The organism is Bacteroides sp. L10-4 (genome assembly GCF_013373675.1).
In the GTDB taxonomy this organism is placed as follows: domain Bacteria; phylum Bacteroidota; class Bacteroidia; order Bacteroidales; family Bacteroidaceae; genus Bacteroides; species Bacteroides muris.
This window is the reverse complement of sequence record NZ_JABXJH010000004.1, coordinates 29,947-52,141: the sequence shown is the minus strand read 5'-3', so window position 1 is coordinate 52,141 and position 22,195 is coordinate 29,947. Positions and strand designations below refer to the sequence as shown.

The following is a 22,195-nucleotide window of genomic DNA, read 5'->3' as shown; positions in this document are numbered from 1 at the left end:
AAGCCCAGTGGGTATGTCAAATCGTCTCATACGGGAAAACTACAAGATTCCTTGTTTTTTCATTTCTTCCACTACCAATTCCAGCTCTGCATACCAGTCTTCACCAAACTTACGGATAAGCGGCTCTTTCAGGAACTTGTACACGGGCAGATTTTCCTTTTGCCCCAACAGCATAGCGGCTTTGCAAACATCCCAACGATGATAGTTCACTGCCTTATAGAGTCCGTAGTTCCCCACCCTTATCGGATAGAGATGGCAGGATATAGGTTTGTAGAAGTTGGTCCTACCCTCACGGTAAGCCTTTTCGATGGCACAATAACAGCAGCCCTTATCATCATAGCAGGTAAAGACACAATCCTTGTTGTTGACAATGGAAGTCACCAAGTCACCTTCACAATCGGTATAGACCACGCCTTGCTCCTTTATCACGGCGCGGGCTTCGGGAGAAAGCTCGTCCCAAATCAGCGGAAGCACCTCTTCCAGTTTCTCCACCTCGTCCAGCTCTACGGGGGCACCGGCATCACCCTCAATGCAACAAATCCCCTGGCAGGCACCCAAGTCACACAAGAACTTCTCGCGCAAGACATCAAAAGACACTACAACATCACCAATCTGTATCATATTGTTCTATTGAAAAAAGATGCGGATTATTCGGATTGCACAGACTCAACTTTAAGAGCATCCGTGGAATCCGTATAATCCGCATCTAAATATTGTTACGGCCTCGACGGCTTACTTAATCAAATCCTTACCGGTCATTTCGGCCGGCTGCTCCATACCCAAGATGTGCAGGATAGAAGGAGCCACGTCAGCCAATACGCCATTCTCAACCTTGGCGTCCTTGTTTGCAGTGACGTAAACGAAAGGAACAGGGTTCAGAGAGTGGGCAGTGTTAGGCGTACCGTCTTCATTCAAAGCGTGGTCGGCATTACCGTGGTCGGCGATGATGATTACCTCATAATCGTTTGCCTTGGCAGCCTCAACGGTGTCTTTCACACATTCGTCAATGGCTTTCACGGCCTTTTCGATAGCTTCGTAAATACCGGTGTGTCCCACCATATCGCCGTTGGCATAGTTCACCACGATGAAATCGAACTTCCGGGTCTTGATAGCTTCCACCAACTTATCCTTTACTTCGTAAGCGCTCATTTCAGGCTTCAAGTCGTAAGTGGCAACCTTCGGAGACGGAACCAGAATACGCTCTTCGGCATCGTACGGAGTCTCACGGCCACCGTTGAAGAAGAAAGTCACGTGTGCATACTTCTCTGTCTCGGCAATGTGCAGCTGAGTCTTGCCATTGGCAGCAAGGTATTCGCCCAACGTGTTCTGTACATTCTCCTTGTCGAAAAGGATATGTACCCCCTTGAAGCTGGCGTCATACGGAGTCATGCAGTAGAACTGCAAGCCCGGAATGGTATGCATGCCTTGTTCGGACATATCCTGCTGGGTGAGGACAACGGTCAGTTCCTTGGCACGGTCGTTGCGGTAGTTGAAGAAGATAACTACATCGCCTTCCTTGATGGTACCGTCGAAACCACCGTTCACAATCGGCTTGATGAATTCATCCGTAACGCCTTCGTCGTAGGACTCCTGCATAGCCTGGGCCATATCCGTAGCAACCTTGCCTTCACCGTTCACCAGCAGGTCATAAGCCACCTTCACGCGTTCCCAACGCTTGTCGCGGTCCATTGCATAAAAGCGTCCTATAATGGAAGCAATCTTGCCTGCCGACTTCTCGCAGTGGGCCGTCAGCTGTTCTATAAAACCTTTACCGCTCTTCGGGTCGGTGTCGCGGCCATCCATAAAGCAGTGGATAAAGGTATTCTCGATGCCATATTCCTTGGAGATATCGCAGAGTTTGAACAAATGCTCAAAAGAGCTGTGCACGCCACCGTTGCTGGTCAGTCCCATAAAGTGGATATTCTTGCCGTTTTCCTTTGCATATGAGAAAGCAGAAACAATTTCCTTGTTTTTCAGGATGCTGCCATCGGCACAAGCACGGTTAATCTTCACCAAATCCTGGTAAACGATACGTCCGGCACCGATATTGAGATGACCTACTTCAGAATTACCCATCTGTCCGTCGGGCAAACCAACGTTTTCACCGCTTGCTTGAAGCTCGGAGTGCGGATAAGTTGCCAACAGACTGTCCCAATACGGAGTAGGTGTATTGAAAATCACATCATCTTTGCCTTGATCGCCGATGCCCCAGCCATCAAGAATCATTAAAAGGGCTTTCTTACTCATAATATCAATCGAATTTAATTGTATAATCTTTTCACGCGTCGAAAAGGGAAACCCATCTTTACAGGAAACCTTTCTCGCGCTGCAAAGTTACAAAAAACAGCGGTTAAAACGTACTGTTTCAAATGATTTATACTTTTTTGGGCTAGAACAGAGGTTTTGCACTGCCAAACCTCTACTTTACGGTCGCCAAGTAGAGGTTTAGCAGTGCAAAGTGCAAGACGCTTTCAAGAACAGCTTCTCAATCGAAATCAGGTAAGGTAACGAAGAAATACGGATTCGGGGTGTGCTGTGCACGGATAATTTCTTTCATCTGCGCCACGATGTCCGGATGCCCGGCAGCTACGTCATTATCTTCATGAATATCGGTTGCCAGATTATAGAGAAACGGCTTTCCTTTCTTTACCACCATCTTCCAGTCGCCCATGCGGACGCCTATCTGATCGGTCTCGTTGAACTCCCAATAGAGAAAGTCGTGCTTCACCTGATTGTCACGCCCCAGCAACGTAGGAACAAAAGAGATGCCGTCAAAGTAATCAGTCTCTTTTTTCTTTTTGTTACGATATTTCTTGACATAGTCCTTCACTCCCGCCAGTTCGCAGAAGGTCGGCATCAAGTCGTAGAACGCACACTGATGGTCACTGACGCTTCCGGCAGCCACCTTGCCCGGCCAACGCACAATGAAAGGCACACGGATACCGCCTTCGTAGCATTGCCGCTTCAGCCCGCGCAGTTTCCCGTCTCGCCCGAAGAACGTGGGATCGGCTCCTCCTTCTTCATGAGGTCCGTTGTCGCTGGTGAAAATCACGATGGTATTCTCATCCAGCCCCTTCTCTTTCAGCTTGGCGAGCACCTCGCCCACATAGTGGTCCAGACGGGTAATCATACCTGCAAACTGTGCATGCGTATGTACGGAAGGGTTGTAGCGCGACCCCTCTTGTCCACCCCATGTCTTATCTACGAAGAACTTCTGCTTGTAACCTTCCAGTATGGAGTCTTCCGGCTGCGCCAGTTCGGCATGCGGCAGCGTGTAAGTAAAGATGCCGAAGAAAGGCTGTTTTCCATCCTGGGCGTCCAGCCACTTTAAAGCCTCCTGATGAATCATGTCGGCAGAATATTGCGGACGCTTGAAGTAGTCTTTCCCATACATGGGGTACTTGATGTTCTCTTCCAAAATGACACGCGTCACCGCCGTATCGCCCGCCGAACGACTGTAACGGTTCAGAAAGTTGGGGTAATAGAGATGTGCCTGAAACTGGCAGATATATCCGTAGTACTCGTCAATGCCCCGCTTGTCGGGGGTAGACACGGAACCTTCATAACCACCCGCCCACTTGCCGAACATGCCCGTGGTATATCCATAGTCCTTCATGATTTCGGGCAAGACGACATGCTCCGGGTCGTAAGGATGCTGTCCCACGAGGGAGAATTCTTGATTTTCACCATAAGCCACTTTCGGCGCATTCCTCCAATACTCCTTGTTGCCGCGCACTTCGCAATGTCCCGAGTGTTGTCCGGTCATGAACGAAGCCCGCGACGGTGCACTGACAGGACTGCCTGCATAGGCCTGCGTAAAGAGCATGCCCTCACTTGCCATCCGGTCCAGATGGGGAGTCCGGATGTATTTCTGCCCATAACAACCCAAGTCGCCATATCCCATGTCATCACACATGATATAGATAATGTTGGGCTTCTCATTCACTTTCTGCGCATAAATCCCTAAGGTAGAAAGCGCCACCCCGCCGGTCAACAACCAAAAACGTTTATTTTCCATTGCATATTCTATTTTAATGTAACAATACAGTTCTTCTTCGCGTAAGCAAAAAGGCCCGCCCTTGAACCTTGATTTGTCAACGACGGACCTTCTTCATTCGGATTGTCAGGCTATTATTTCCATGCTTCCTGCTGTTCCAGATTGTCGTTCAGCAACAATTCATCCGAAGGGATAGGACGCAAGTAATATTTGTCAAGCCATCCCTTGCCTGCCGATACGGGGTCGAGATAGTAGTAAAGGTGGCCGCAATTGCCCATGGCAGCCAATTCCGCATCCGATGCTTCCTTTTTGGTATCGGGATTCAGGATACCGGTACCTCCCGTGGTAGCTTTATTGTTATTGAATGTGCCTGTAACGTTGTCCAGATAAACTCCATAGTGTTGCTTATTGACAAAATAATCGGCTTTCTTCCAACGGCGTACGTCTTCCCAGGAGAAGCTTTCACCCATCAATTCAATCAGACGTTCACGACGGATTTCCCACAATACGGGTTCTACCGACGGGTCACGGTCCGGATCGAAGTCAGAACCGATTTCACTGACGCGCATCAAGCCTACTTCCGCACGGTCGCGCAGCTTGTTGATTGTAAGGTCGGCCACCGACTGGTCAAATTTTCCCAATTCAAACATCACCTCCGCATAGTTGAGCATCACTTCCTCTATTTTGAAAACCGGCTTGTCCGACACCTCCATCGGATGGTTCTGATCCTGCTTGTCCCAAGAAGCATGATGTTTCCATACGAAGTAGCCGCTCTTTCCACGTTGGAAACCACTTCCGGAATATATCAACTGGATGCCTGCAGCGGCAGACTCATTATTCTGGAAATTACTCGTCTGCACAGTAGGCACATTCCTCAAATAGTTGCCCGCCCAGTTGCTGGAAGGCAGTGCTTTGTGATACGGAGTCAGATGGTAGCCGCTTGCCCAATTCGGAATCCGGTATGTGCCCTCTGCCGCATTATAGATGCCGCGCGGAGCAAATTGGTTGAGGTATTCCATCCAGATTCCGTCACAAGACTCATCCATTCTGTAAGTGTTCGCATCTCCACCTCCGATGATATGATAAGGCGGCATAACCGTCTGCCACATACGCGGGTCACGCATGCGGAAGGTGCGATATACGTTACAATTGGCATAGTCGTAATCGGCTCCTTCGGTATATGACTTGCTCACCGGATTATAGTCATAATGCTTCACGTTACGGTTGTGGATGGGCAATCCTTCTTTTGTCAGGTAAAGGTCTACCGTGGATTGCGGCATCTCAAGGCTTGCCGAACCGATGTGCTCAAAGTGCCCCAAGCGGTGCATCTTGTAGTTTTCCACATACTTGACATAGAGCAGCACACCGGGAACACCCTGCAAATCTTCCGTAGTCCACATTTCTCCCCAGCCCTTGCCCGGATGAACATCCTGCGAGTTGCCTTTATAGAGATTCGGGTGTTTGGTAATCAGTTCTTTGGAAACCGTGGCACAGGCTTGCAACAGTTCTGCTCCTGTAATGTAGCCTTTAGAAGAGCATTCCGTCTCATTTACGTTATGATACTTGCGCCACGTGCCTTCGAAAAGCGTGAAGCGCGACATGAATGCCTTCATCACATCACTGTTCAGCATATTGGGTTCGGCCAGTTGGTCTTGCACGTTCTTGATGCACCAGTCCAGTTCCTTATAGATTTGGTCTGCCACATACAAGCGCGAATCACGCGATTTCGTCAGTTCCTCCGACGCATCGGAAAGCAGATGGTCTACATAAATGGCATCTCCATAGTTTATCAAGAGCGAATAGTGAGCGTATGCACGGAAGAAACGGGCCACAGCCTCGAGGTGCAAACGCTCTTGGTCGGTACAAGAAGGTTCATTGATATGTTCCAACATAATGTTTGCCCAGCGTATCCAGGTATAAGGATTGCTGTAAGTTCCATCGCTTGTAGGAATAGTCACTGTCTGGTTGGCATACGAGTTGGGGATGTTTCCCACTCCGGAACCATAATTGGTCAGGATGCCCGAGTAAATGTCACGGGTAGAGGTTCCCAAAGCACCGGATACCATAGCAGGTCCCTGAAACGAGGTATAGCCTCCGCTGAACATTTGATAGAGATTGGTCAGATAATTGGAGCAGGTGGTAAATGAAGTAAAGGCAGTAGCCTCGGTCACTTCCGTTGTCGGGAGCCTCTCCAGATAAGAGTCGTTACATCCGGTCAGCCCCAGTGTTACCGCTATTGTCAATGTTTGCAATATTTTTTTCATATACGGATATTTTTAAAGTAATGACTTAGAATGAAATGTTCGCACCAAAAGAAACCGTACGATAGAGCGGATAGCCCCATTCAAGGGTTTCAGGATCTATTCCGCTTGGCAACGAAGTGAAAGTGGCCAGATTCTCGGCACTTACAAACAGGCGCAACTGCTTAACTTGAAACTTGTTCAACCATTGTTTCGGGAATGAATAAGATAAAGTCACATTCTTGATGCGCATATAAGCGGCACTGCTCAGCATGTGGTCATTGGTGCGGCGGTTGGAGCCGGCATTGGCTACGGCCGAGGTAGAACTTCCCCAAATACGAGGCAACTTGGCATTCGGATTGGCGGCAACCATGTAGTTGGGATCGGAAGAATCCATACTCAGCGGAGTCCAGTAATCGGTGGTGCCTTCGAATATCGGAGAGAACGCCACATCGTTCGACATGAAAGTATAGAACAACTGACCATTGTTGAAGTAATCGCGCTTACCTACTCCCTGCAACATTACACTCAAGTCGAAACCGGCATAATTCACGCCCAGGTTGAGACCATACTGGAAGCGGGGTGTCGTATTACCGATAACGGTCATATCACCCGGCTTGGCAAGCGTATTATTACCGTTGTTGATTTCATTGATATCGTCTTCGCGGTTATCACCGTCACGCAAGTTCTTGAACTTATAGTCACCCGGGCGCGGTTGGGAGCCGTTCAAGGTTGTCACGCCTTCTTTCAGCTTCCAGTTGGCAGTATCTTCAAAATCATCTACCGTATAGAAACCATCATAGAGATATCCCCAGATTTCACCAACGTTCTTACCCTCATACAGATAGCTGAGGCTCTTGTCTTCATTGAAGTTCAGCGAAGTAATCTTCGACTTGTAGTCCCACAAGTTGAAACCGATATTATATCCCACCTTCTTGCCAATGTTTCCACGCCATGTCAACTGGAGTTCCCAACCGCGCGTACGCATCGCGCCTACATTCTGCTTAGGAGCAGTGGCACCCAACACACCGGGCAGGGCAACGCTCTGGGAAAGGATATCTTTCGTTTCACGCTGATACCACTCGAAACTACCAGTCAAACGGTTGTTGAACAAGGCAAAGTCAAGTCCGACATTGGTAGTGGTAATAGTCTCCCAAGTAAAACTGGAGCTAATCAGACCGGGCGCACCGATAATTGTCATATAACCTTCGTCATTGCCGTTGAGCCATACGTTGGACTGGGTATTCAGAGCCATGGTGGCAATGTAATCGTAATAACCGGCAGAGTTCTGGTTACCGATGGCACCATAAGACACACGCGGCTTGATTTGGTCTACAATGTTGCGGGTAGGCGCCATGAAGTTTTCCTCTGCCAGGTTCCATGCAGCCGAGAACGAGGGGAAGAAAGCGAAACGGGAATCCTTCGGGAACTTGGACGAACCATCGTAACGCCCGTTCACCTCCAGCAGGTATTTTCCTCTATAGTCATAATTGAAACGGAAGAAACCGCTGCGAATGGCATAGCTCTGATAGTCGTCAGAAGTAACGACCTTCCCTTGCGCATTGCTCATCGAGGGGATATCGGGCAAGGCCTGCGTCTCTGCATTGGTGTTATAGTACTTATAATCATAGTCTTCCTGCGAAAAACCTGCCATGAGCGAGAAATTATGGTCTTGGAGCAGATTATACTTATAAGTGGCATAGGCGTTGTAAGCGTTGCGTGCGTTGTAGAAATAACGTGCCACGTAATAATCCTCTCCCGAAGGCATGGTAGAGACAGCTTCTTGTATATCCGCAGCTTTCCATTTGCCGGAGTAGTAATCGTAGTGAGTCGCTTGTTTCTGGTATGTATATTCAAACACAGCTTCCAATCCCTTCAATGGACGAACAATGGATTTGAAGAAGAAACGGGGCGTATCAATCGTGGTATGCCGGGAGTTACTGTTCTGTATAACGGCAAGAGGAGTCTTGATGATGTTGCCGTTCGGGTCAATGCCGTCGGGGAGGAAGTTGTGAAGACGGAGCGAGTACATAAAACCGCTCTCATCGTTCAGATAGTCACGCTTCTGTTGCGAATAGTTGACGGTAGCCTCTTGCGTATACCATTTGGTGATGTCTGCAGAAACCATGCCATTGAAAGTCATACGCGTATAATAATCCTTATCGCCTTTCAGCGGACCGTTTTCCGTGTAGCGATTGCCCGACATGCGGAAACGGATACGGTCTGTCGCGCCGCTCACCGTAAAGTTATGGGTTTGCGAGAAACCGGTTTCCATCATGCGGTCATACAGATTTTCCTGCTTCAGATAGTAGCGCTTGCCATCCTCTTTAGCAACCAGGATGCCGGTATCTTCGTAGAACGTACCCAAGCCGGACAATGCCGAAGGGTTGGTCTTATATGTGTTCAGGTATTCCATCCAGGAATCAATATTCTGGTTGTTTCCACCGGCAAACGTATTGCCCAATGTCTCTTTATAGATAGGAAGAAACGTTTCCAGTCCCACTTGCTTGGGAGTATTGACAGCATTTACAAAACCGAAATTATTGTTGTAAGTCACAGACACTTTCTCTTCCTTGTTGGGACGCTTCGTAGTGATAAGTACCACACCTGCCGCCGCACGGGCACCGTAAATGGCCGACGATGACGCATCTTTCAATACCGTAACCGACTCAATGTCCTCAGGATTCAGCGTATCAATATCACCGGGAACGTTGTCAATCAAAACCAATGGCGCAAGTCCGGTAGTTCCGTCATTCTTTCCGGAGAAAGTAGCCGTACCGCGAATCTGGATACTCTTTCCTGTTTGTCCGGGTGTATTGCTGCCACTGGTGATGGTCAAACCGGGAATGGCTCCCTGAAGGGCGGCTGCCGTATTAGGCTGCGGACGGCTACCCAACACTTCATCCATTTTCACCGTAGAGACAGAACCGGAAAGATTCGCTTTCTTCTGAGTACCATAACCCACTACGACAACCTCTTCCAGCTGCTTGGAATCTTCCTCCATCACTACCCTTACCAGGTTTCCGTCTGCCACCTTCACAGTAATGGTCTTATATCCTATATATGTAATCTGCAATGTGACAGGCAATTGGTCAACCTCCAATGCAAATTCCCCGTCAATATTTGTAATACATCCTATCGTAGTATTGGGTACAACGACAGAAGCGCCAATAACAGTTTCTTGCATTTTGTCCACTACAACACCTTTTACAATATGCTTTCCCGATTGTTGAAGGACATGTGCAACAGGATTCCCTGCCTTGTCCTCATCATGAACATTACCTTTCTGCGTGGGCAAGGCCGCTGAAGCCGCATTTCCCATCAACAAAAAGAGAGCCATCAAAGCAAATGAAGCACAATATTGCCCCGGCTTACTCAATTTTTTTCTCATACCTTAGATTTTTTAATTAAACAATCCTCATCCGTTAGAATACAATTTTTCTATTTTTAGCATTAGTTATATATTTATATCATAACGGTGTGCAAATATAGTTAATTATATTAAGTATCTAAGACATGTTCTAATATTTTTTTAATAATCCACATTCCTCTAGCGTCTCTGTCAACATCATCCTCATAGTGATATGTCATTAAAAGCCTTTCAATATCATACTATAAGCCTTTTAATATCACATTATAAGGCTTTCTATCCGATTCTGCCCTCACTGCCTTCCGACAGATTTATACACGTATCCTGCTTCCCTGCAGCACTGATATGCCGTGATGTGGAGAAGCACATATCTCCAGCTAAAGCTGCCGGAGCCTTATTCAGAAATTCAGCGACAACTGCCCGTCACCCAGCAGATTGAACGTCATACGGTGGTAAGGGGTTGTTCCGTGTTCGGCAATGGCGGCGCGATGCTTCCTGGTGGGATAGCCCTTGTTATGATTCCAGTCATAATACGGATACTCTTCGTGGAGACGATTCATGTAGTCATCACGATAGGTCTTTGCCAAGATGGAAGCCGCAGCGATGGAAAGGTACTTCCCGTCTCCTTTGACTACGGTAGTATGCGGCAAGTCCCGATATTTTTTAAAGCGGTTGCCGTCTATCAGCAGATGTTGCGGACGGACATTCAGTTGGTCAACAGCACGGTGCATAGCAAGAAAGGAGGCATTGAGAATATTGATTTTGTCAATCTCTTCAGGAGAGACGACACCCACCGCCCATGCCAGTGCCTCTTTCTCAATCACTTCACGCAAGGCATAGCGTTGCTTTTCAGTCAGTTGTTTGGAGTCATTCAGAAGTTCATTCTTAAAATTCTTTGGCAGAATAACGGCAGCGGCATAGACCGCCCCTGCCAGGCAGCCGCGACCGGCCTCATCGCATCCCACCTCAATCAAGTCTTTATTCAAATAAGGTAATAACATATATATCGCTATCTTTGAGACACAAAGATAAATCTTTTTGGAGGGAAATAAGGCTTCCGGAAAGAATTAATTAAATTTGCAGAAACAAGCCTCCTACTATGCAGCCCAAGCCTCCGCCTTGTCTTCCGAAGACAAACCGAACGCCCCCGTGCAAAAGCCATGATTCTCTACTGTCAGGCCGAACAATGGCCGGGTAACTTCAATCTGTGCCGTTGGGGCAGGCCGGCCGAAGCATCGGGCAAGCGGAGATTTGTAGAAGGAAAGCATAACTGCTTCTCCATTCCGTTGTGGGAAACGTGAATGCCAACCCTGCTCTGAACGGTGTAGTAGAAGAATCGGCAGAATAATTCTTTCTCTCTGCTATAAACACCCAAGGCAAATGCCGCCTTGTTCACTTTGAAAGCTTTATCTTTGCATAAACAAAAATAGTTTGTACTATCTTTGCCCCTAAAAAACGGCATAGATATGTTTACAATCATCGGACTAATGCTCACGGGAATGCTGCTGGGCTACCTCTTACGGAACCGTAACTTAAAGAAAATCCATCAGATCATCACGCTGTTCATCTGGCTGCTGCTCTTCATCCTCGGCATAGAGGTGGGAAGCAACGAACAGATTATCAAGGGGCTGCACACCATAGGCTACGAAGCCGTGGCACTCACCCTGGGGGGGACTCTGGGAAGTGTCATTGCTGCGTGGGCGCTGTGGAGGGTGTTGTATAAAAGGAAAGGAGGCCAGGCATGAAAGGGAGTCTTATCATAGTGGGGGTCTTCGTGCTGGGCACGCTTTGCGGAGTCAGCCATCTGATACCTTTTGATATTGCCGAGACCAATATCAGTTATTATGCACTGTGTGCACTGATGTTCAGCGTAGGGCTGAGCGTGGGCAACGACCCGCAGACGCTGAAGAACTTCCGCTCGCTCAATCCGCGACTGGTGTTTCTGCCTGTCATGACGATATTGGGCACGCTGGCAGGTTCTGCCGCCGTCAGCCTCATCCTGACGCACCGTTCCGTGACGGATTGCCTGGCCGTGGGCTCGGGCTTTGCCTACTATTCGCTCTCCAGTATCTTCATCACCGAGTATAAGGGAGCCGAACTGGGAACCATCGCCTTGCTGGCCAACATCGGCCGCGAAATACTGACACTGCTTGCCGCACCGCTGCTGGTGCGCTGGTTCGGAAACCTCGCCCCTATCTCTGCCGGAGGAGCCACGACAATGGACACTACGCTGCCCATCATCACACGGACAGCCGGAGAGAAGTTTGTCGTAGTCTCCATCTTCCACGGGTTTGTGGTGGATTTCAGCGTTCCGTTCCTAGTCACACTGTTCTGCTCGATATAGTTTTTTTTGCCCTCTTTTGACAGAGACCGGACTCTGAGGCGATAGACACCGGACTATGACAAGTCAGATACCAGTCTCCGGCAAGAGCCATTTTTATATCACTAAATCCTGCCAATAATGCAAACTGTTCCGCTAAAGAGAACAAAAGCAATATGACTATTACCGGTAAACTTGTATCGGAAGTTCTCCGCGCAAAGCCCCCAGCGCATTCAGTACCAATGCTTCCAATTCGTCTTCTCCGGGATAAACGTGAACGGGAGCAAGGAAAGACACGCGCTCCTGCAACCGCGAAGTGATGTACTCGGAATGTGCCATACCTCCCGTAAGCAGAATGGCGTCCACCTTGCCATAAAGCACAACAGCAGCACCGCCTATCTCCTTGGCAATGCGGTAAATCATGGCATCAAGCACCAAAGCGGCATGGGTGTCTCCCTCAGCGATGCGCCTCTCTATGGCGGGAATGTCGGTAGTACCCAAATGGGCGGCAAGTCCCGCCTTGCCGGAAATACGTTTCTTCAGTTCTTCGGTAGTGTAACGCCCCGAGTGACAAAGGTCTATCAGTTGCCCGGCGGGCAGGGTACCTGCACGTTCGGGCGAAAAAGGACCGAAACCGTCGAGGGCATTGGGCACGTCCACCGCACGGCCGTGGCGGTGGACTCCTACGGAAACGCCTCCACCCAAGTGACAGACAATCAGATTGAGGTCTTCGTAATGCACGGGAGCTTCGGGCTGCAGGGCACTACGCTCGGCAGCATAGCGCCGGGCGATGGCTCGCTGGTTCAAGGCGTGCCAGATGGTGATGCTGGGCATCAGAGGCGAACCGGTGATGCGTGCCACATCGTCCAGTTCGTCCACCACGCCGGGATCGGCTATGAAAGAGGGGCAGCCGGGCAGCATGGCGGCAAGTTCGTGGGCTATCAGACAACCTAAGTTGCAGGCGTGGGTACGCATGGCGTGGAGCATATCGTCCAACATGGCATCGTTCACGGCATACACACCGCCGGGAATGGGTTTCAACAATCCCCCACGGCCGACGATGGCATCGAACTTAAAGGGAATGTCATTGGCCTCCAGCGCTTCCAGCACCAAGTTCTTGCGAAATTCGAACTGGTCGATGATGCGGGGAAATCGGGAAAGCTCCTCCACCGAATGCCGGATGTTGAGTACCAAACGGGAAGTTTCATCCTCATAGACAGCTATTTTTGTCGAGGTGGAACCGGGATTTACTGCCAGTATCTTCATTGATTACGATTTACGATTTACGAGTTACAATTTACAAACTACAAATTACGAGTTACAATCAAGGCTATTCCGTCCCGCTGGTCAGGCAGGCCATGGCAATGCTGTAATACTTGGACAAACCAGAATCGCTGCGCGACGGTAATACCACCGGGCATGAGGGGCCTTGCAGCAACCCGGCCATATCGGCATGAGAAAACAGAGATACGGCCTTATAAAAAGCATTTCCCGATTCGATGTTTGGAAAAATCAGCACATCCGCCTCCCCGTCAATCGGTGATACAATGCCTTTGATGTTACCGCTCGTCTTTTCACATGACGTCTTTACATCCAGCGGACCGTCGATAATGACATTGCCGAACTCGCCGGCTTCTGCCAGTTCCACAATGTTGACATAGTCCAATGAATGGGGGAATTTGGTGCTGACCTTCTCCGTGCAATGAATCAGTGCGATGCGTGGTTGCTCTATCCCGAAATGGCGGCAGGCATGGATGGCATACCAAATCATTTCAATGCGCTGTTGCAGCGTAGGGCGGGGAATGACCGCAGCATCGGAGAAAAAGAGCAGTTTATCGTAAGTGGGTATCTGCATCACGGCCAGATGGGTCAGAATCTTTCCTTTGGGCAACAAACCATGCTCCTTGTCCAGAATGGCACGAAGCAGATTGTCGGTATTGATGATGCCTTTCATCAGGATGTCCGCTCCACCCTCGCGTACGATACGCACCGCCTCACGTGCCGCCTCATCGGGATCTTCTATATGCAAAGTGCTGACATATTGAGGATATTTCTTCAGGGTGGGATATTTTTCCAATATGGCAGAATCGCCAATCATCAGAAATTCCGCAATCCCCTCCTCCAGGGCACGAGATATGGCATACTCTGTATTAGGGTCATTGGCACAGACTACTGCAATGCGTTTCCTCTTATTCAAGGTTTTCAGGTGGGCTGTTAACTGGGCAAAGTTCCGTATCGGTTCCATAACGTTAGATTTTTAGCAAATATCTAAAAAAATGTCGAGAAATACAGCATTTGCCCCGTTGAAATTTCATATGTTTAATATCATTTTGATATGTCCACCGCAGATTACACGGATTTGAACAGCACACGTCCCCCTCTCCTCTCCCTCTCTTCTGTTAAAAAATCCGTGTTAATCTGTGATATCTGTGGTGAATTGTGTACTTTTGCCCCAAATAGATTGATAATATAATATGGGTAGTCTTATTTTCCCTCCGTTTCTGCAGGAAGGTGACCGTGCCATTATTCTCTCCCCTTCCAGCAAGATTGACAAATCTTTCCTGAAAGGCGCCTGCAAACGTTTGAAGTTCTGGGGGCTGGAAGTCGTATTCGCAAAGCATGCGGGAAGTTCCAACGGAACATATGCAGGAAGCATCCGGCAACGCCTTGAAGACCTGCAGGAAGCCATGGACGATGAAGAAGCCAAAGTCATATTCTGCAGCCGGGGCGGTTACGGAGCCGTACATCTGATAGGCAAACTGGATTTTACCAAGTTCAGGCAGCATCCCAAATGGCTCGTCGGATTCAGTGACATCACCGCCCTCCATAATCTGTTCCAGCAGAATGGCTTCGCGTCGTTGCACGCCCCCATGGCGCGTCATCTCACAGTAGAACCCGAAAACGACTTCTGCACGCTGGCACTGAAGGATATGCTGTTCGGTCGGTCGTTTGGAGGAATAAGAACATTCAGCTACGTCTGCCCGAGGCATAAGCTGAACCGTAAGGGAGAGGCAAAAGGTGTGTTGCGCGGCGGCAATCTGTCGGTGTTCTACGGGCTGCGCGGCACCCCCTACGATATTCCGGCCGAAGGCACCATCCTCTTTATCGAGGATGTGGGAGAACGCCCGCATGCGGTGGAACGCATGATGTATAATCTCAAACTGGGCGGTGTCCTCGAAAAGCTTTCAGGCCTCATCATCGGGCAATTCACCGAATACAGAGAAGACAAATCGCTGGGAAAAGACCTGTATGGCGCATTGGCCGATTTGATGAAGGAATACGATTATCCGGTGTCTTTCGGTTTTCCCGTCGGTCATGTCAGCAGAAACCTGCCGCTGATAAACGGTGCTGCAGTGACATTGGAAGTTGGAAAGAAAGAAGTGAAACTAAGTTTTAATACAGAAAGAGAATGAAACGGAATTATACATTTATCCCGTTGCTGCCTTTGCTGATTATAGCAATAGTAGCATGCAGCAACAAGAGCAGCAAGCATGCAGCCGATAATGACAGTGAGGGCGATACGCCCAAAGCGACTGTCCGAGTGCCCAAGTTCAGTGCAGACAGTGCATACCAATACATACAGGCCCAAGCGGATTTTGGTCCGCGCGTGCCCAACACCGCCGCCCACAAAGCCTGCGGAGAATTCCTTGCCAAGAAGCTGGAGGAATTCGGCGCCAAGGTATACAACCAGCATGCCGACCTGGTGGCTTACGACAACACTATCCTGAAGGCACGCAACATTATCGGCGCCTATAATCCGGAAAGCAAAAAACGTGTACTGCTCTGTGCCCATTGGGACAGCCGCCCTTATGCCGACCAGGATGCCGACAAGACGAAGCATCACAGCCCCATCCTGGGTGTGAACGATGGCGCCAGCGGTGCAGGCGTATTGCTCGAAGTAGCCCGCCAACTGCAACAGCAGGCTCCAGCCATCGGCATCGACATCATCTTCTTTGACGCCGAAGACTATGGCATCCCCTACTTCTATCAAGGTGCATACAAGAACGACACTTGGTGCCTGGGCTCGCAGTATTGGGGACGAGTACCCCACGTAGACGGCTATAACGCCCGCTACGGCATTCTGCTCGACATGGTGGGCGGCAAGAACGCCACCTTCTACAAGGAACAGTTCTCTCAAAGAACCGCCGGCAAGTACGTGAACAAGATATGGAACACAGCCCACCGACTGGGCTTCGGCAACTTCTTCCCCAAAGAAAAAGGTACCGAAGTGACAGACGACCACATGTATGTATACAACCTGCGGCAGATTCCCTGCGTGGACATCATTAACTATGACCCGAACTGCGACACCGGCTTCGGTGAATTCTGGCACACAACGGACGACAATATGGACATCATCGACAAGGGCACTCTCAACGCCGTGGGACAGACCTTGCTGGAAGTCATCTACAATGAGAAATAAACCAGTAAAACAGTAATTGCAAACAGTAAAACAGTGAATCTTATGATAAGTATCAACGAAGTACAAGATGAAGTAATTGCCGAATTCAATGATTTCGACGATTGGATGGACCGGTACCAACTTCTTATTGATTTAGGAAACGAGCAGGAACCGCTCGACGAAAAATACAAGACGGAACAAAACCTGATTGAAGGTTGCCAGAGCCGCGTATGGCTGCAGGCAGACGAAGTGGACGGAAAAATTATTTTCCAGGCCGAAAGCGACGCACTGATTGTGAAAGGAATCATTTCACTGCTTATCAAAGTACTCTCCGGGCACACACCGGATGAGATACTGAACGCCGACCTCTATTTCATTGATAAAATAGGACTGAAGGAACACTTGTCGCCCACCCGTAGCAACGGACTGCTGTCTATGGTAAAGCAGATGCGAATGTATGCGCTGGCCTTCAAAGCGAAAGGCATCTAAAGGTTACGACCGACAATATATAAACTAATAATCAGCAGATTATATTTACCGGATGTTTACCCTATAATGTAAAAGCCGTTACTCCAGAATGTAACGGCTTTTACATTATGAAGTAACGACGTTTACCATAGTATGTAAAGGCGTTTACCGTAGTATGTAAACGGAGTTTCTTAAGGCGGTAAGCATTTCAACCTCTACTTGCGCCTTCTTCTCCCCATTTATCCTTCCTTAAACTCCAATATATCCCCCGGCTGGCAATCGAGTTCCTTGCAGATTGCTTCCAGTGTAGAGAAACGGATGGCCTTAGCCTTTCCGGTTTTGAGAATAGAGAGATTGGCAGGCGTAATATCAATCTTCTCCGCCAGTTCGCCCAAAGATATCTTTCTCCGGGCCATCATTATGTCGAGGTTTACTATAATCATATAATTGTGCTTATTTATCAATTATCCTTTTCCCACTCACACCACCAGCCAGTGTACCGTTTCGTCAACCGGTAATAGCCATATATGCACAGATACATCCACGGCATTACAATATAGACTTTCCACTTCCCGTCAAAAGCCGGGAACAAGGGAGAAAATAGACAATACTTGCCAACAATAAAACCGCCACAAGTCCGGCAGCGAAATACAGACCATACTTCACACTTCTCCTCACATCGCACTCCTCCCTTTCATTAAATCGTCAAATCCTGCTCTTCCTTCATTTTCAATCCAATGGCGAATACTTCGCCTACAATCAGCGAACACAATCCCAGCACCAGCATAGTTCCACTGATGATGCCCGAGAGCTCCAATGTATATCCACGCAGCGAGAACACCTCACCGACATTGTAGAGGGTGATATAAGCAACCGAAAAAGAGCAGCAGAAACTGATAATCAAAGCCAGCCCCAAACGGCGCAGACGGCGTACATTCTTCCAATTGAAGATATCCGATTTATTTATGGAAATAATCAGCCGGACGAACAGTACAATGGCCCAGATATAGGCACCTATCTGCAAAAAGGTCAGCAACTTACTTGCAATCTGTTCCCAAAGGGCAGGATGGTCGTCAATGCTCACCACCATGGAAGAGTAGCTGGCAGGCACATACTTTCCGGTCTTCTCATTGTATACAGAATCCGAAAAGAGTTCACCTCCCTTCATTGTAAAGCTATGTGATTCCAAGCTTATATACTTCATATGCATCAGCTTCTGCCGCAACGCATGGGTATCTTCCTTTTCAGCCACAGATTCCACACCCAGTTTGGCTCCTATAAAGAAGAAATAGCCCGCTTCCAGAACCGAGTAACTCAGTACAAGCATTACCACCAGGCAGAGAATGTTCAATCTTCTTTTCATAATTCAGTTGTTGTTGTATTAGTATCAGATATATTATATTTATTCAGTTGTTTCAAGGAGACTAGAAGCAACAATATGAAAACCACTGCCCAAACCAGAGCATACGGGTTACTCAGCAGATGTGTCATATCCTCCATTTCAGGATGTTTCAGGCTCAGATAGACAGACAAGCCATTGTTCATGATGTGTATCAGAATACATGCCATCAGACTCCGTGTCTTATAATAAAGCCAGGCAAGCAAGAAACCAATGAGAGAAGCGCTTATTATCTGAGCCGGATTCAGATGGAAAATACCGAATATCAATCCGGAAAACAAGATAGCCTTTGCCGGACTGTATCTGCGAAGCAGCTCCTTGGTAATGGCACCACGGAAAAGAAGTTCTTCCAGCACGGGCCCCAGAACAGAAATACAGAGAATACCCAACCAACCGGATTGTAGCATGTCAAATGTTTGGTCCAACAAATTGGGCAAGAAAGTGAGTTCGGACATCAGAACAGCTATTATATACATGGAAGCCATTCCGGCAAGCAGGCTCCATGCCAGATAAGGAACTGACACCGGAGAGTACAGATGTTTGTCTCCCGTCAAGTAGTTCTTACGCCACAAGTACAACCCCATGAAAACGAAACCCAGCAACATGGTAGGTGCCACAGCAATCTCTCCCGCCTTGCCCGCGTCAAAAGCGCCATAAGCGAAATACGTATACAGCAGACAGAAAGGTCCTGCAAACAGTGCTCCTACAATCTGCATCAAAAAGTAAATCAATACTAGTTTTATTGCCGTTTTCATTGTTCTATTCGTCTAAAAGTTCGCAAAGATACACATTTTCTCTGTCAATCCGTCAAGCTGTGGCAACAAGTCCCGTCAGCAACGCCATCACCACAGAAAGTGACAATACCAACAGAGTAATACTCATGAATGCTCTTCTCATAACCTAATCCCCTCCCTTGTCTTTATAAAGTTCATTATTTTGTTTTTCGATAATCATTTATCGTTTTTCGATATGCAAATAAAAGACGTTTTCTTGATATGACAAAGAAAAGCAGAAAATATTTATCGAAAAACAATAAAAAGAAGAAGTGTTCCGCAACAAGAAATCTGTTATATAACACAAACAAATTATTTGTAATACAAACTAAAATCACTATTTTTAAGAAAATTATTAATATTAAATTGTACTATGATGAAAAAAATCAATCTGCAGACTAACAATTGCCTCAATCATGTTGTCAGTACTACTTTGCAACATGTCTATCCCCCATGATTCAAGCCACGAATTAACAAATCTTGCACTTCTCAACATAGAGGCTTTAGCTTCAGGCGAAGCCGAACCTATCAGGTTTAAAAGTTGCTATATGTATACCAGTACTACATTACTACCAGACGAACCGGCAACGTATGTTACAAAATGTAATGGCTGTTGCACCACAAAGGCAACCATGTGCATGTACACCGCCACATGCGCCGGCTCACAAATAATATATTAATAAACAATCCATCATGAAAAAACATCTTTATTTACTATCAATCTATACATTGCTCACTGCATGTGCAACGCAAACCAGCATACAAGAGCAGACGTTCATACAAAAAATAGAACCATTTCACGAGCAGAAGGTACTTCAAGCAGAAAAAATAAATGTAAATGAAGTGTTTGCCATTGATGGAATAGAAGTCAAGAAGAACAATATATTTGCAACAGATTCAAGAAATAGCAATCAGATGTTGTATCAATATTCACTTCCGGAATTCCAGTGTATTTACACAGGAGGAAGCAGGGGAGGAGCAGAAAACGAATTTCAGCTCCCCCCTTCCTTCTGCAAGAGCACTTCGGAAAAGGTCTATATTTTCGGATACAATCCATTTGTTATCAAAAGTTTTACATTAGACGGCAATAACCGGCTAACCCTTGAAAAAGAGTTCACACTACCTGCCTCTACCCCGACAGCAAACTTTATGAATATAGTCAATGACTCATTATTAATATACAGCACATATCCCGACAAGCTCAACATTCAGAAAATCAATCTGATGTCCCGGCAGCCCACAGGAGAAATTATTATCGGACAAGAGGAACACAAAGAGATATTTTTTGATGAGAACAAGGGGTATCTGGCAGCCAATGACTCTCTGATTATTTATGCCTATACCTATAAAAAGCAAATTGACATCTATGGGATAAACGACATGAAGCTCCGCAAAAGACTTATTGGAAACGAAACCCGCCCTCATATCATAATAGGAGATATCAAAGAAACAATATTTCACCAACGAGAAATAGTCGCATGTAAAAATTACTTTTACATACGATGTCCCAGAGAAAAAGAAGGCTGCTTCATAGAAGTATACGACTATTCCGGACGTTCCATCGCCAAATACGAATTGGACATCCTATTATATGCTTTCAGTATTGACGAAGAGCACAGAACCATATACGGCTATAACAATGACATATTTGAAGAAGGCTTCTTAAAGTATATTTATTAAAAGCCGGAAAGTACTTCTTTTATTTCTTCTTCATCCCTACGGATACGGGCCACCAGTTGTTCAACCGTACCAAACTTCAGCTCCGGACGCATGTAGCGAACGAAGGATACCCGTATCGGACTATTATAAATGTCTGCATTGAAATTGAAAATATGGACTTCAATGCTACGGTCTGCCCCATTGGCTAAAGTTGGCCGATAGCCTATACTCAACATTCCTCCGTACCGGACTCCCTCTAAATGCACATGAACAGCATACACTCCATCGGCAGGAATCAGCTTGTCCGAATCGGAAACACGGAGATTAGCCGTAGGGAAACCGATCTTACGCCCCACCTGATAGCCGCCGACAACCGTACCGTCCAAAAAGAAGTCGTATCCCAGATACTCGGCAGCTTCCGAAACGTTTCCCTCCTGCAACAAACTACGGATAACCGAAGAGCTGACAGTACCCTCCGTCTCAGATGCCTCCTTCCTATAAGAATACGCGCGAGCAAGAAGCACCTCCATACCCAGTTCGCAGCCATAACGCACATAATCCTCAAAACCGTCACTACGGTTATGCCCGAAACGATGGTCGTACCCCACTACCAAAGCTTGTATCTGATAGCGCTCCTTCAGTATGGACATAAATTCCCGTGCCGAAAGCCGGGCTATTTCAGGAGTAAAATCAAACATCATGCAATAATCCACCCCAGTCTTGGCAAGCAGGGAAACTTTCTCATCACAAGTGGTCAATAACTTCGGATGATAATCGGCCTGCATCACTTTACGCGGATGCACCGGGAAAGTCACGACCGATGAAGCAAGGCCACGCCCGGCAGCTACCGCACGCACTTGTTCTATCAGGTAGCGGTGCCCCCGATGTACTCCGTCAAAGAAACCGATAGTGGCTACGTTCGGACGAATGTCAAAGCCCGGAGTCTCACAAAACAACTGCATGTCTCCAGTCCTCATGGGCCTTTGGCGTATAGGTAGAAATACCCAACGCCTCCGCTGTCCGGCAATTGGCCTCAGAATCGTCAATAAAAAGAGTCTCGTTAGGAAGAATACCGGTCTCATCCAGTACTTTCCGGAATATATCGGCATCCGGTTTTGCCATCTTCATCTCATAAGAGAGATAGATATGCTCAAAAAAGTCCTCCGCACAGAAAGCCTTGTAGCGAAACGCGTGCAGGCACGACCATTGCCAATGGATTTCATTGGTGTTGCTCAGCAAATAGACAACATATTTTTTGCGCAGTTCCAACAGTAAATCCAATTTAAAGGTAGGAATACCCACCAGGAAACTGTTCCAGGCGTCATCTATCCGGGCGTCAGTCACCGGTTTTCCTATCTTCTCGCGAATCACTTCCCGAAACTCCGCACTGGTAATCAATCCTTTTTCATATTTCTGGAAGAAATCCTGCTGGTGGTAGAGGTCCAGCATGACTTCCACGTCTGGCAATCCCAGCTTTCTGAAATTCTCTAAACAGCGCTGGCGGTCCAAATCAATCAGAACTCCGCCAAAATCAATAATAAGATTCTTGACTCCTATTCTTTCCATC

At 47.6% G+C, this 22,195-nt stretch carries 21 protein-coding genes; 8 read left to right on the top strand and 13 right to left on the bottom strand.

Translation table 11 applies throughout. The features are described from left to right. Positions 1–39: 39 nt before the first annotated feature. The 6 genes from HU824_RS02545 to HU824_RS02520 all read right to left on the bottom strand — a co-directional run bounded on the left by HU824_RS02545 (position 40) and on the right by HU824_RS02520 (position 10,608). Positions 40–621 (bottom strand): DUF3109 family protein, encoded by a 582-nt coding sequence (locus HU824_RS02545; protein WP_176467987.1) that lies wholly within the window; start codon positions 619–621, stop codon positions 40–42. A 111-nt stretch (positions 622–732) separates the two neighbouring features. After that, positions 733–2,247, bottom strand: a complete 1,515-nt coding sequence (gene gpmI / locus HU824_RS02540) for a 2,3-bisphosphoglycerate-independent phosphoglycerate mutase (protein ID WP_136008864.1) — start codon at positions 2,245–2,247, stop codon at positions 733–735. A gap of 238 nt (positions 2,248–2,485) precedes the next feature. After that, complete coding sequence (locus HU824_RS02535) at positions 2,486–4,018, bottom strand: arylsulfatase (protein WP_176467986.1); 1,533 nt, start codon at positions 4,016–4,018, stop codon at positions 2,486–2,488. Positions 4,019–4,131: 113 nt separating this feature from the next. Beyond that, entirely contained in the window at positions 4,132–6,261 is a 2,130-nt protein-coding gene (locus tag HU824_RS02530) for a RagB/SusD family nutrient uptake outer membrane protein (protein ID WP_176467985.1), read from the bottom strand. A gap of 25 nt (positions 6,262–6,286) precedes the next feature. Next, complete coding sequence (locus HU824_RS02525) at positions 6,287–9,628, bottom strand: TonB-dependent receptor (protein WP_255260445.1); 3,342 nt, start codon at positions 9,626–9,628, stop codon at positions 6,287–6,289. A gap of 377 nt (positions 9,629–10,005) precedes the next feature. Beyond that, positions 10,006–10,608, bottom strand: coding sequence for a ribonuclease HII (locus HU824_RS02520; RefSeq protein WP_176467984.1), 603 nt, complete (start codon positions 10,606–10,608; stop codon positions 10,006–10,008). A 159-nt stretch (positions 10,609–10,767) separates the two neighbouring features. Here HU824_RS02520 and HU824_RS02515 point away from each other — a divergent pair, with 159 nt between their 5' ends. The 3 genes from HU824_RS02515 to HU824_RS02505 all read left to right on the top strand — a co-directional run bounded on the left by HU824_RS02515 (position 10,768) and on the right by HU824_RS02505 (position 11,951). Next, positions 10,768–10,908 carry a hypothetical protein gene (locus tag HU824_RS02515; RefSeq protein WP_168354253.1) on the top strand — a complete coding sequence of 47 codons (141 nt, stop codon included), beginning with the start codon at positions 10,768–10,770 and terminating at the stop codon, positions 10,906–10,908. Positions 10,909–11,073: 165 nt separating this feature from the next. Further along, positions 11,074–11,352, top strand: coding sequence for a LysO family transporter (locus HU824_RS02510; RefSeq protein ID WP_136008859.1), 279 nt, complete (start codon positions 11,074–11,076; stop codon positions 11,350–11,352). Beyond that, complete coding sequence (locus HU824_RS02505; RefSeq protein ID WP_176467983.1) at positions 11,349–11,951, top strand: lysine exporter LysO family protein; 603 nt, start codon at positions 11,349–11,351, stop codon at positions 11,949–11,951. The genes HU824_RS02510 and HU824_RS02505 overlap by 4 nt, the downstream gene beginning before the upstream one ends. A gap of 159 nt (positions 11,952–12,110) precedes the next feature. On the opposite strand, the gene buk is transcribed toward HU824_RS02505, so the two are convergent. Both buk and HU824_RS02495 read right to left on the bottom strand, forming a co-directional pair. Beyond that, positions 12,111–13,193, bottom strand: a complete 1,083-nt coding sequence (gene buk / locus HU824_RS02500; RefSeq protein ID WP_136008857.1) for a butyrate kinase — start codon at positions 13,191–13,193, stop codon at positions 12,111–12,113. Between the two features lie 64 nt (positions 13,194–13,257). Beyond that, positions 13,258–14,172, bottom strand: a complete 915-nt coding sequence (locus tag HU824_RS02495) for a phosphate acyltransferase (RefSeq protein WP_176467982.1) — start codon at positions 14,170–14,172, stop codon at positions 13,258–13,260. Between the two features lie 229 nt (positions 14,173–14,401). Here HU824_RS02495 and HU824_RS02490 point away from each other — a divergent pair, with 229 nt between their 5' ends. From HU824_RS02490 to HU824_RS02480, 3 genes are read left to right on the top strand one after another with little or no spacing between them, the layout of a single operon-like run. Further along, positions 14,402–15,340, top strand: coding sequence for an LD-carboxypeptidase (locus HU824_RS02490; RefSeq protein ID WP_176467981.1), 939 nt, complete (start codon positions 14,402–14,404; stop codon positions 15,338–15,340). Continuing rightward, positions 15,337–16,350, top strand: a complete 1,014-nt coding sequence (locus tag HU824_RS02485) for a M28 family peptidase (RefSeq protein WP_176467980.1) — start codon at positions 15,337–15,339, stop codon at positions 16,348–16,350. The genes HU824_RS02490 and HU824_RS02485 overlap by 4 nt, the downstream gene beginning before the upstream one ends. A 45-nt stretch (positions 16,351–16,395) precedes the next feature. Then, positions 16,396–16,818 (top strand): SufE family protein, encoded by a 423-nt coding sequence (locus HU824_RS02480; RefSeq protein WP_034523308.1) that lies wholly within the window; start codon positions 16,396–16,398, stop codon positions 16,816–16,818. 218 nt (positions 16,819–17,036) lie between these two features. On the opposite strand, the gene HU824_RS02475 is transcribed toward HU824_RS02480, so the two are convergent. The 3 genes from HU824_RS02475 to HU824_RS02465 form a co-directional block, all read right to left on the bottom strand. Further along, positions 17,037–17,240: a helix-turn-helix transcriptional regulator gene (locus HU824_RS02475; RefSeq protein WP_005830522.1), complete on the bottom strand. Its 204-nt coding sequence runs from the start codon at positions 17,238–17,240 to the stop codon at positions 17,037–17,039. A 254-nt stretch (positions 17,241–17,494) separates the two neighbouring features. Further along, positions 17,495–18,160: a DUF2975 domain-containing protein gene (locus HU824_RS02470; RefSeq protein WP_176467979.1), complete on the bottom strand. Its 666-nt coding sequence runs from the start codon at positions 18,158–18,160 to the stop codon at positions 17,495–17,497. Next, positions 18,157–18,951, bottom strand: a complete 795-nt coding sequence (locus tag HU824_RS02465) for a CPBP family intramembrane glutamic endopeptidase (protein ID WP_176467978.1) — start codon at positions 18,949–18,951, stop codon at positions 18,157–18,159. The genes HU824_RS02470 and HU824_RS02465 overlap by 4 nt, the downstream gene beginning before the upstream one ends. A 407-nt stretch (positions 18,952–19,358) precedes the next feature. Here HU824_RS02465 and HU824_RS19990 point away from each other — a divergent pair, with 407 nt between their 5' ends. Further along, a complete protein-coding gene (locus HU824_RS19990; RefSeq protein ID WP_353957441.1) occupies positions 19,359–19,649 on the top strand; it encodes a hypothetical protein in 291 nt (96 codons plus the stop codon). Between the two features lie 13 nt (positions 19,650–19,662). Then, positions 19,663–20,649: a hypothetical protein gene (locus HU824_RS02455; RefSeq protein WP_176467976.1), complete on the top strand. Its 987-nt coding sequence runs from the start codon at positions 19,663–19,665 to the stop codon at positions 20,647–20,649. Here HU824_RS02455 and HU824_RS02450 read toward each other — a convergent pair. After that, positions 20,646–21,590, bottom strand: coding sequence for a bifunctional riboflavin kinase/FAD synthetase (locus HU824_RS02450; protein ID WP_176468031.1), 945 nt, complete (start codon positions 21,588–21,590; stop codon positions 20,646–20,648). The genes HU824_RS02455 and HU824_RS02450 overlap by 4 nt on opposite strands. After that, the gene (locus tag HU824_RS02445) at positions 21,574–22,194 is read right to left on the bottom strand and encodes an HAD family phosphatase (protein ID WP_176467975.1); all 621 of its coding nucleotides are present in this window, start codon (positions 22,192–22,194) and stop codon (positions 21,574–21,576) included. The genes HU824_RS02450 and HU824_RS02445 overlap by 17 nt, the downstream gene beginning before the upstream one ends. Position 22,195 lies beyond the last annotated feature (1 nt).

Excerpts from the sequence above, each read along its gene's own strand:
- HU824_RS02485 (WP_176467980.1), top strand. The coding sequence starts at position 15,337 with ATGAAACGGAATTATACATTTATCCCGTTGCTGCCTTTGCTGATTATA.
- HU824_RS02470 (WP_176467979.1), bottom strand. The coding sequence starts at position 18,160 with ATGAAAAGAAGATTGAACATTCTCTGCCTGGTGGTAATGCTTGTACTG.
- HU824_RS02465 (WP_176467978.1), bottom strand. The coding sequence starts at position 18,951 with ATGAAAACGGCAATAAAACTAGTATTGATTTACTTTTTGATGCAGATT.
- HU824_RS02530 (WP_176467985.1), bottom strand. The coding sequence starts at position 6,261 with ATGAAAAAAATATTGCAAACATTGACAATAGCGGTAACACTGGGGCTG.
- HU824_RS02445 (WP_176467975.1), bottom strand. The coding sequence starts at position 22,194 with ATGGAAAGAATAGGAGTCAAGAATCTTATTATTGATTTTGGCGGAGTT.
- HU824_RS02450 (WP_176468031.1), bottom strand. The coding sequence starts at position 21,590 with ATGCAGTTGTTTTGTGAGACTCCGGGCTTTGACATTCGTCCGAACGTA.
- HU824_RS02505 (WP_176467983.1), top strand. The coding sequence starts at position 11,349 with ATGAAAGGGAGTCTTATCATAGTGGGGGTCTTCGTGCTGGGCACGCTT.
- HU824_RS02545 (WP_176467987.1), bottom strand. The coding sequence starts at position 621 with ATGATACAGATTGGTGATGTTGTAGTGTCTTTTGATGTCTTGCGCGAG.
- HU824_RS02495 (WP_176467982.1), bottom strand. The coding sequence starts at position 14,172 with ATGGAACCGATACGGAACTTTGCCCAGTTAACAGCCCACCTGAAAACC.
- HU824_RS02455 (WP_176467976.1), top strand. The coding sequence starts at position 19,663 with ATGAAAAAACATCTTTATTTACTATCAATCTATACATTGCTCACTGCA.
- buk (WP_136008857.1), bottom strand. The coding sequence starts at position 13,193 with ATGAAGATACTGGCAGTAAATCCCGGTTCCACCTCGACAAAAATAGCT.
- HU824_RS02475 (WP_005830522.1), bottom strand. The coding sequence starts at position 17,240 with ATGATTATAGTAAACCTCGACATAATGATGGCCCGGAGAAAGATATCT.
- HU824_RS02515 (WP_168354253.1), top strand. The coding sequence starts at position 10,768 with ATGATTCTCTACTGTCAGGCCGAACAATGGCCGGGTAACTTCAATCTG.
- HU824_RS02520 (WP_176467984.1), bottom strand. The coding sequence starts at position 10,608 with ATGTTATTACCTTATTTGAATAAAGACTTGATTGAGGTGGGATGCGAT.
- gpmI (WP_136008864.1), bottom strand. The coding sequence starts at position 2,247 with ATGAGTAAGAAAGCCCTTTTAATGATTCTTGATGGCTGGGGCATCGGC.
- HU824_RS02510 (WP_136008859.1), top strand. The coding sequence starts at position 11,074 with ATGTTTACAATCATCGGACTAATGCTCACGGGAATGCTGCTGGGCTAC.
- HU824_RS02535 (WP_176467986.1), bottom strand. The coding sequence starts at position 4,018 with ATGGAAAATAAACGTTTTTGGTTGTTGACCGGCGGGGTGGCGCTTTCT.
- HU824_RS02525 (WP_255260445.1), bottom strand. The coding sequence starts at position 9,628 with ATGAGAAAAAAATTGAGTAAGCCGGGGCAATATTGTGCTTCATTTGCT.
- HU824_RS02490 (WP_176467981.1), top strand. The coding sequence starts at position 14,402 with ATGGGTAGTCTTATTTTCCCTCCGTTTCTGCAGGAAGGTGACCGTGCC.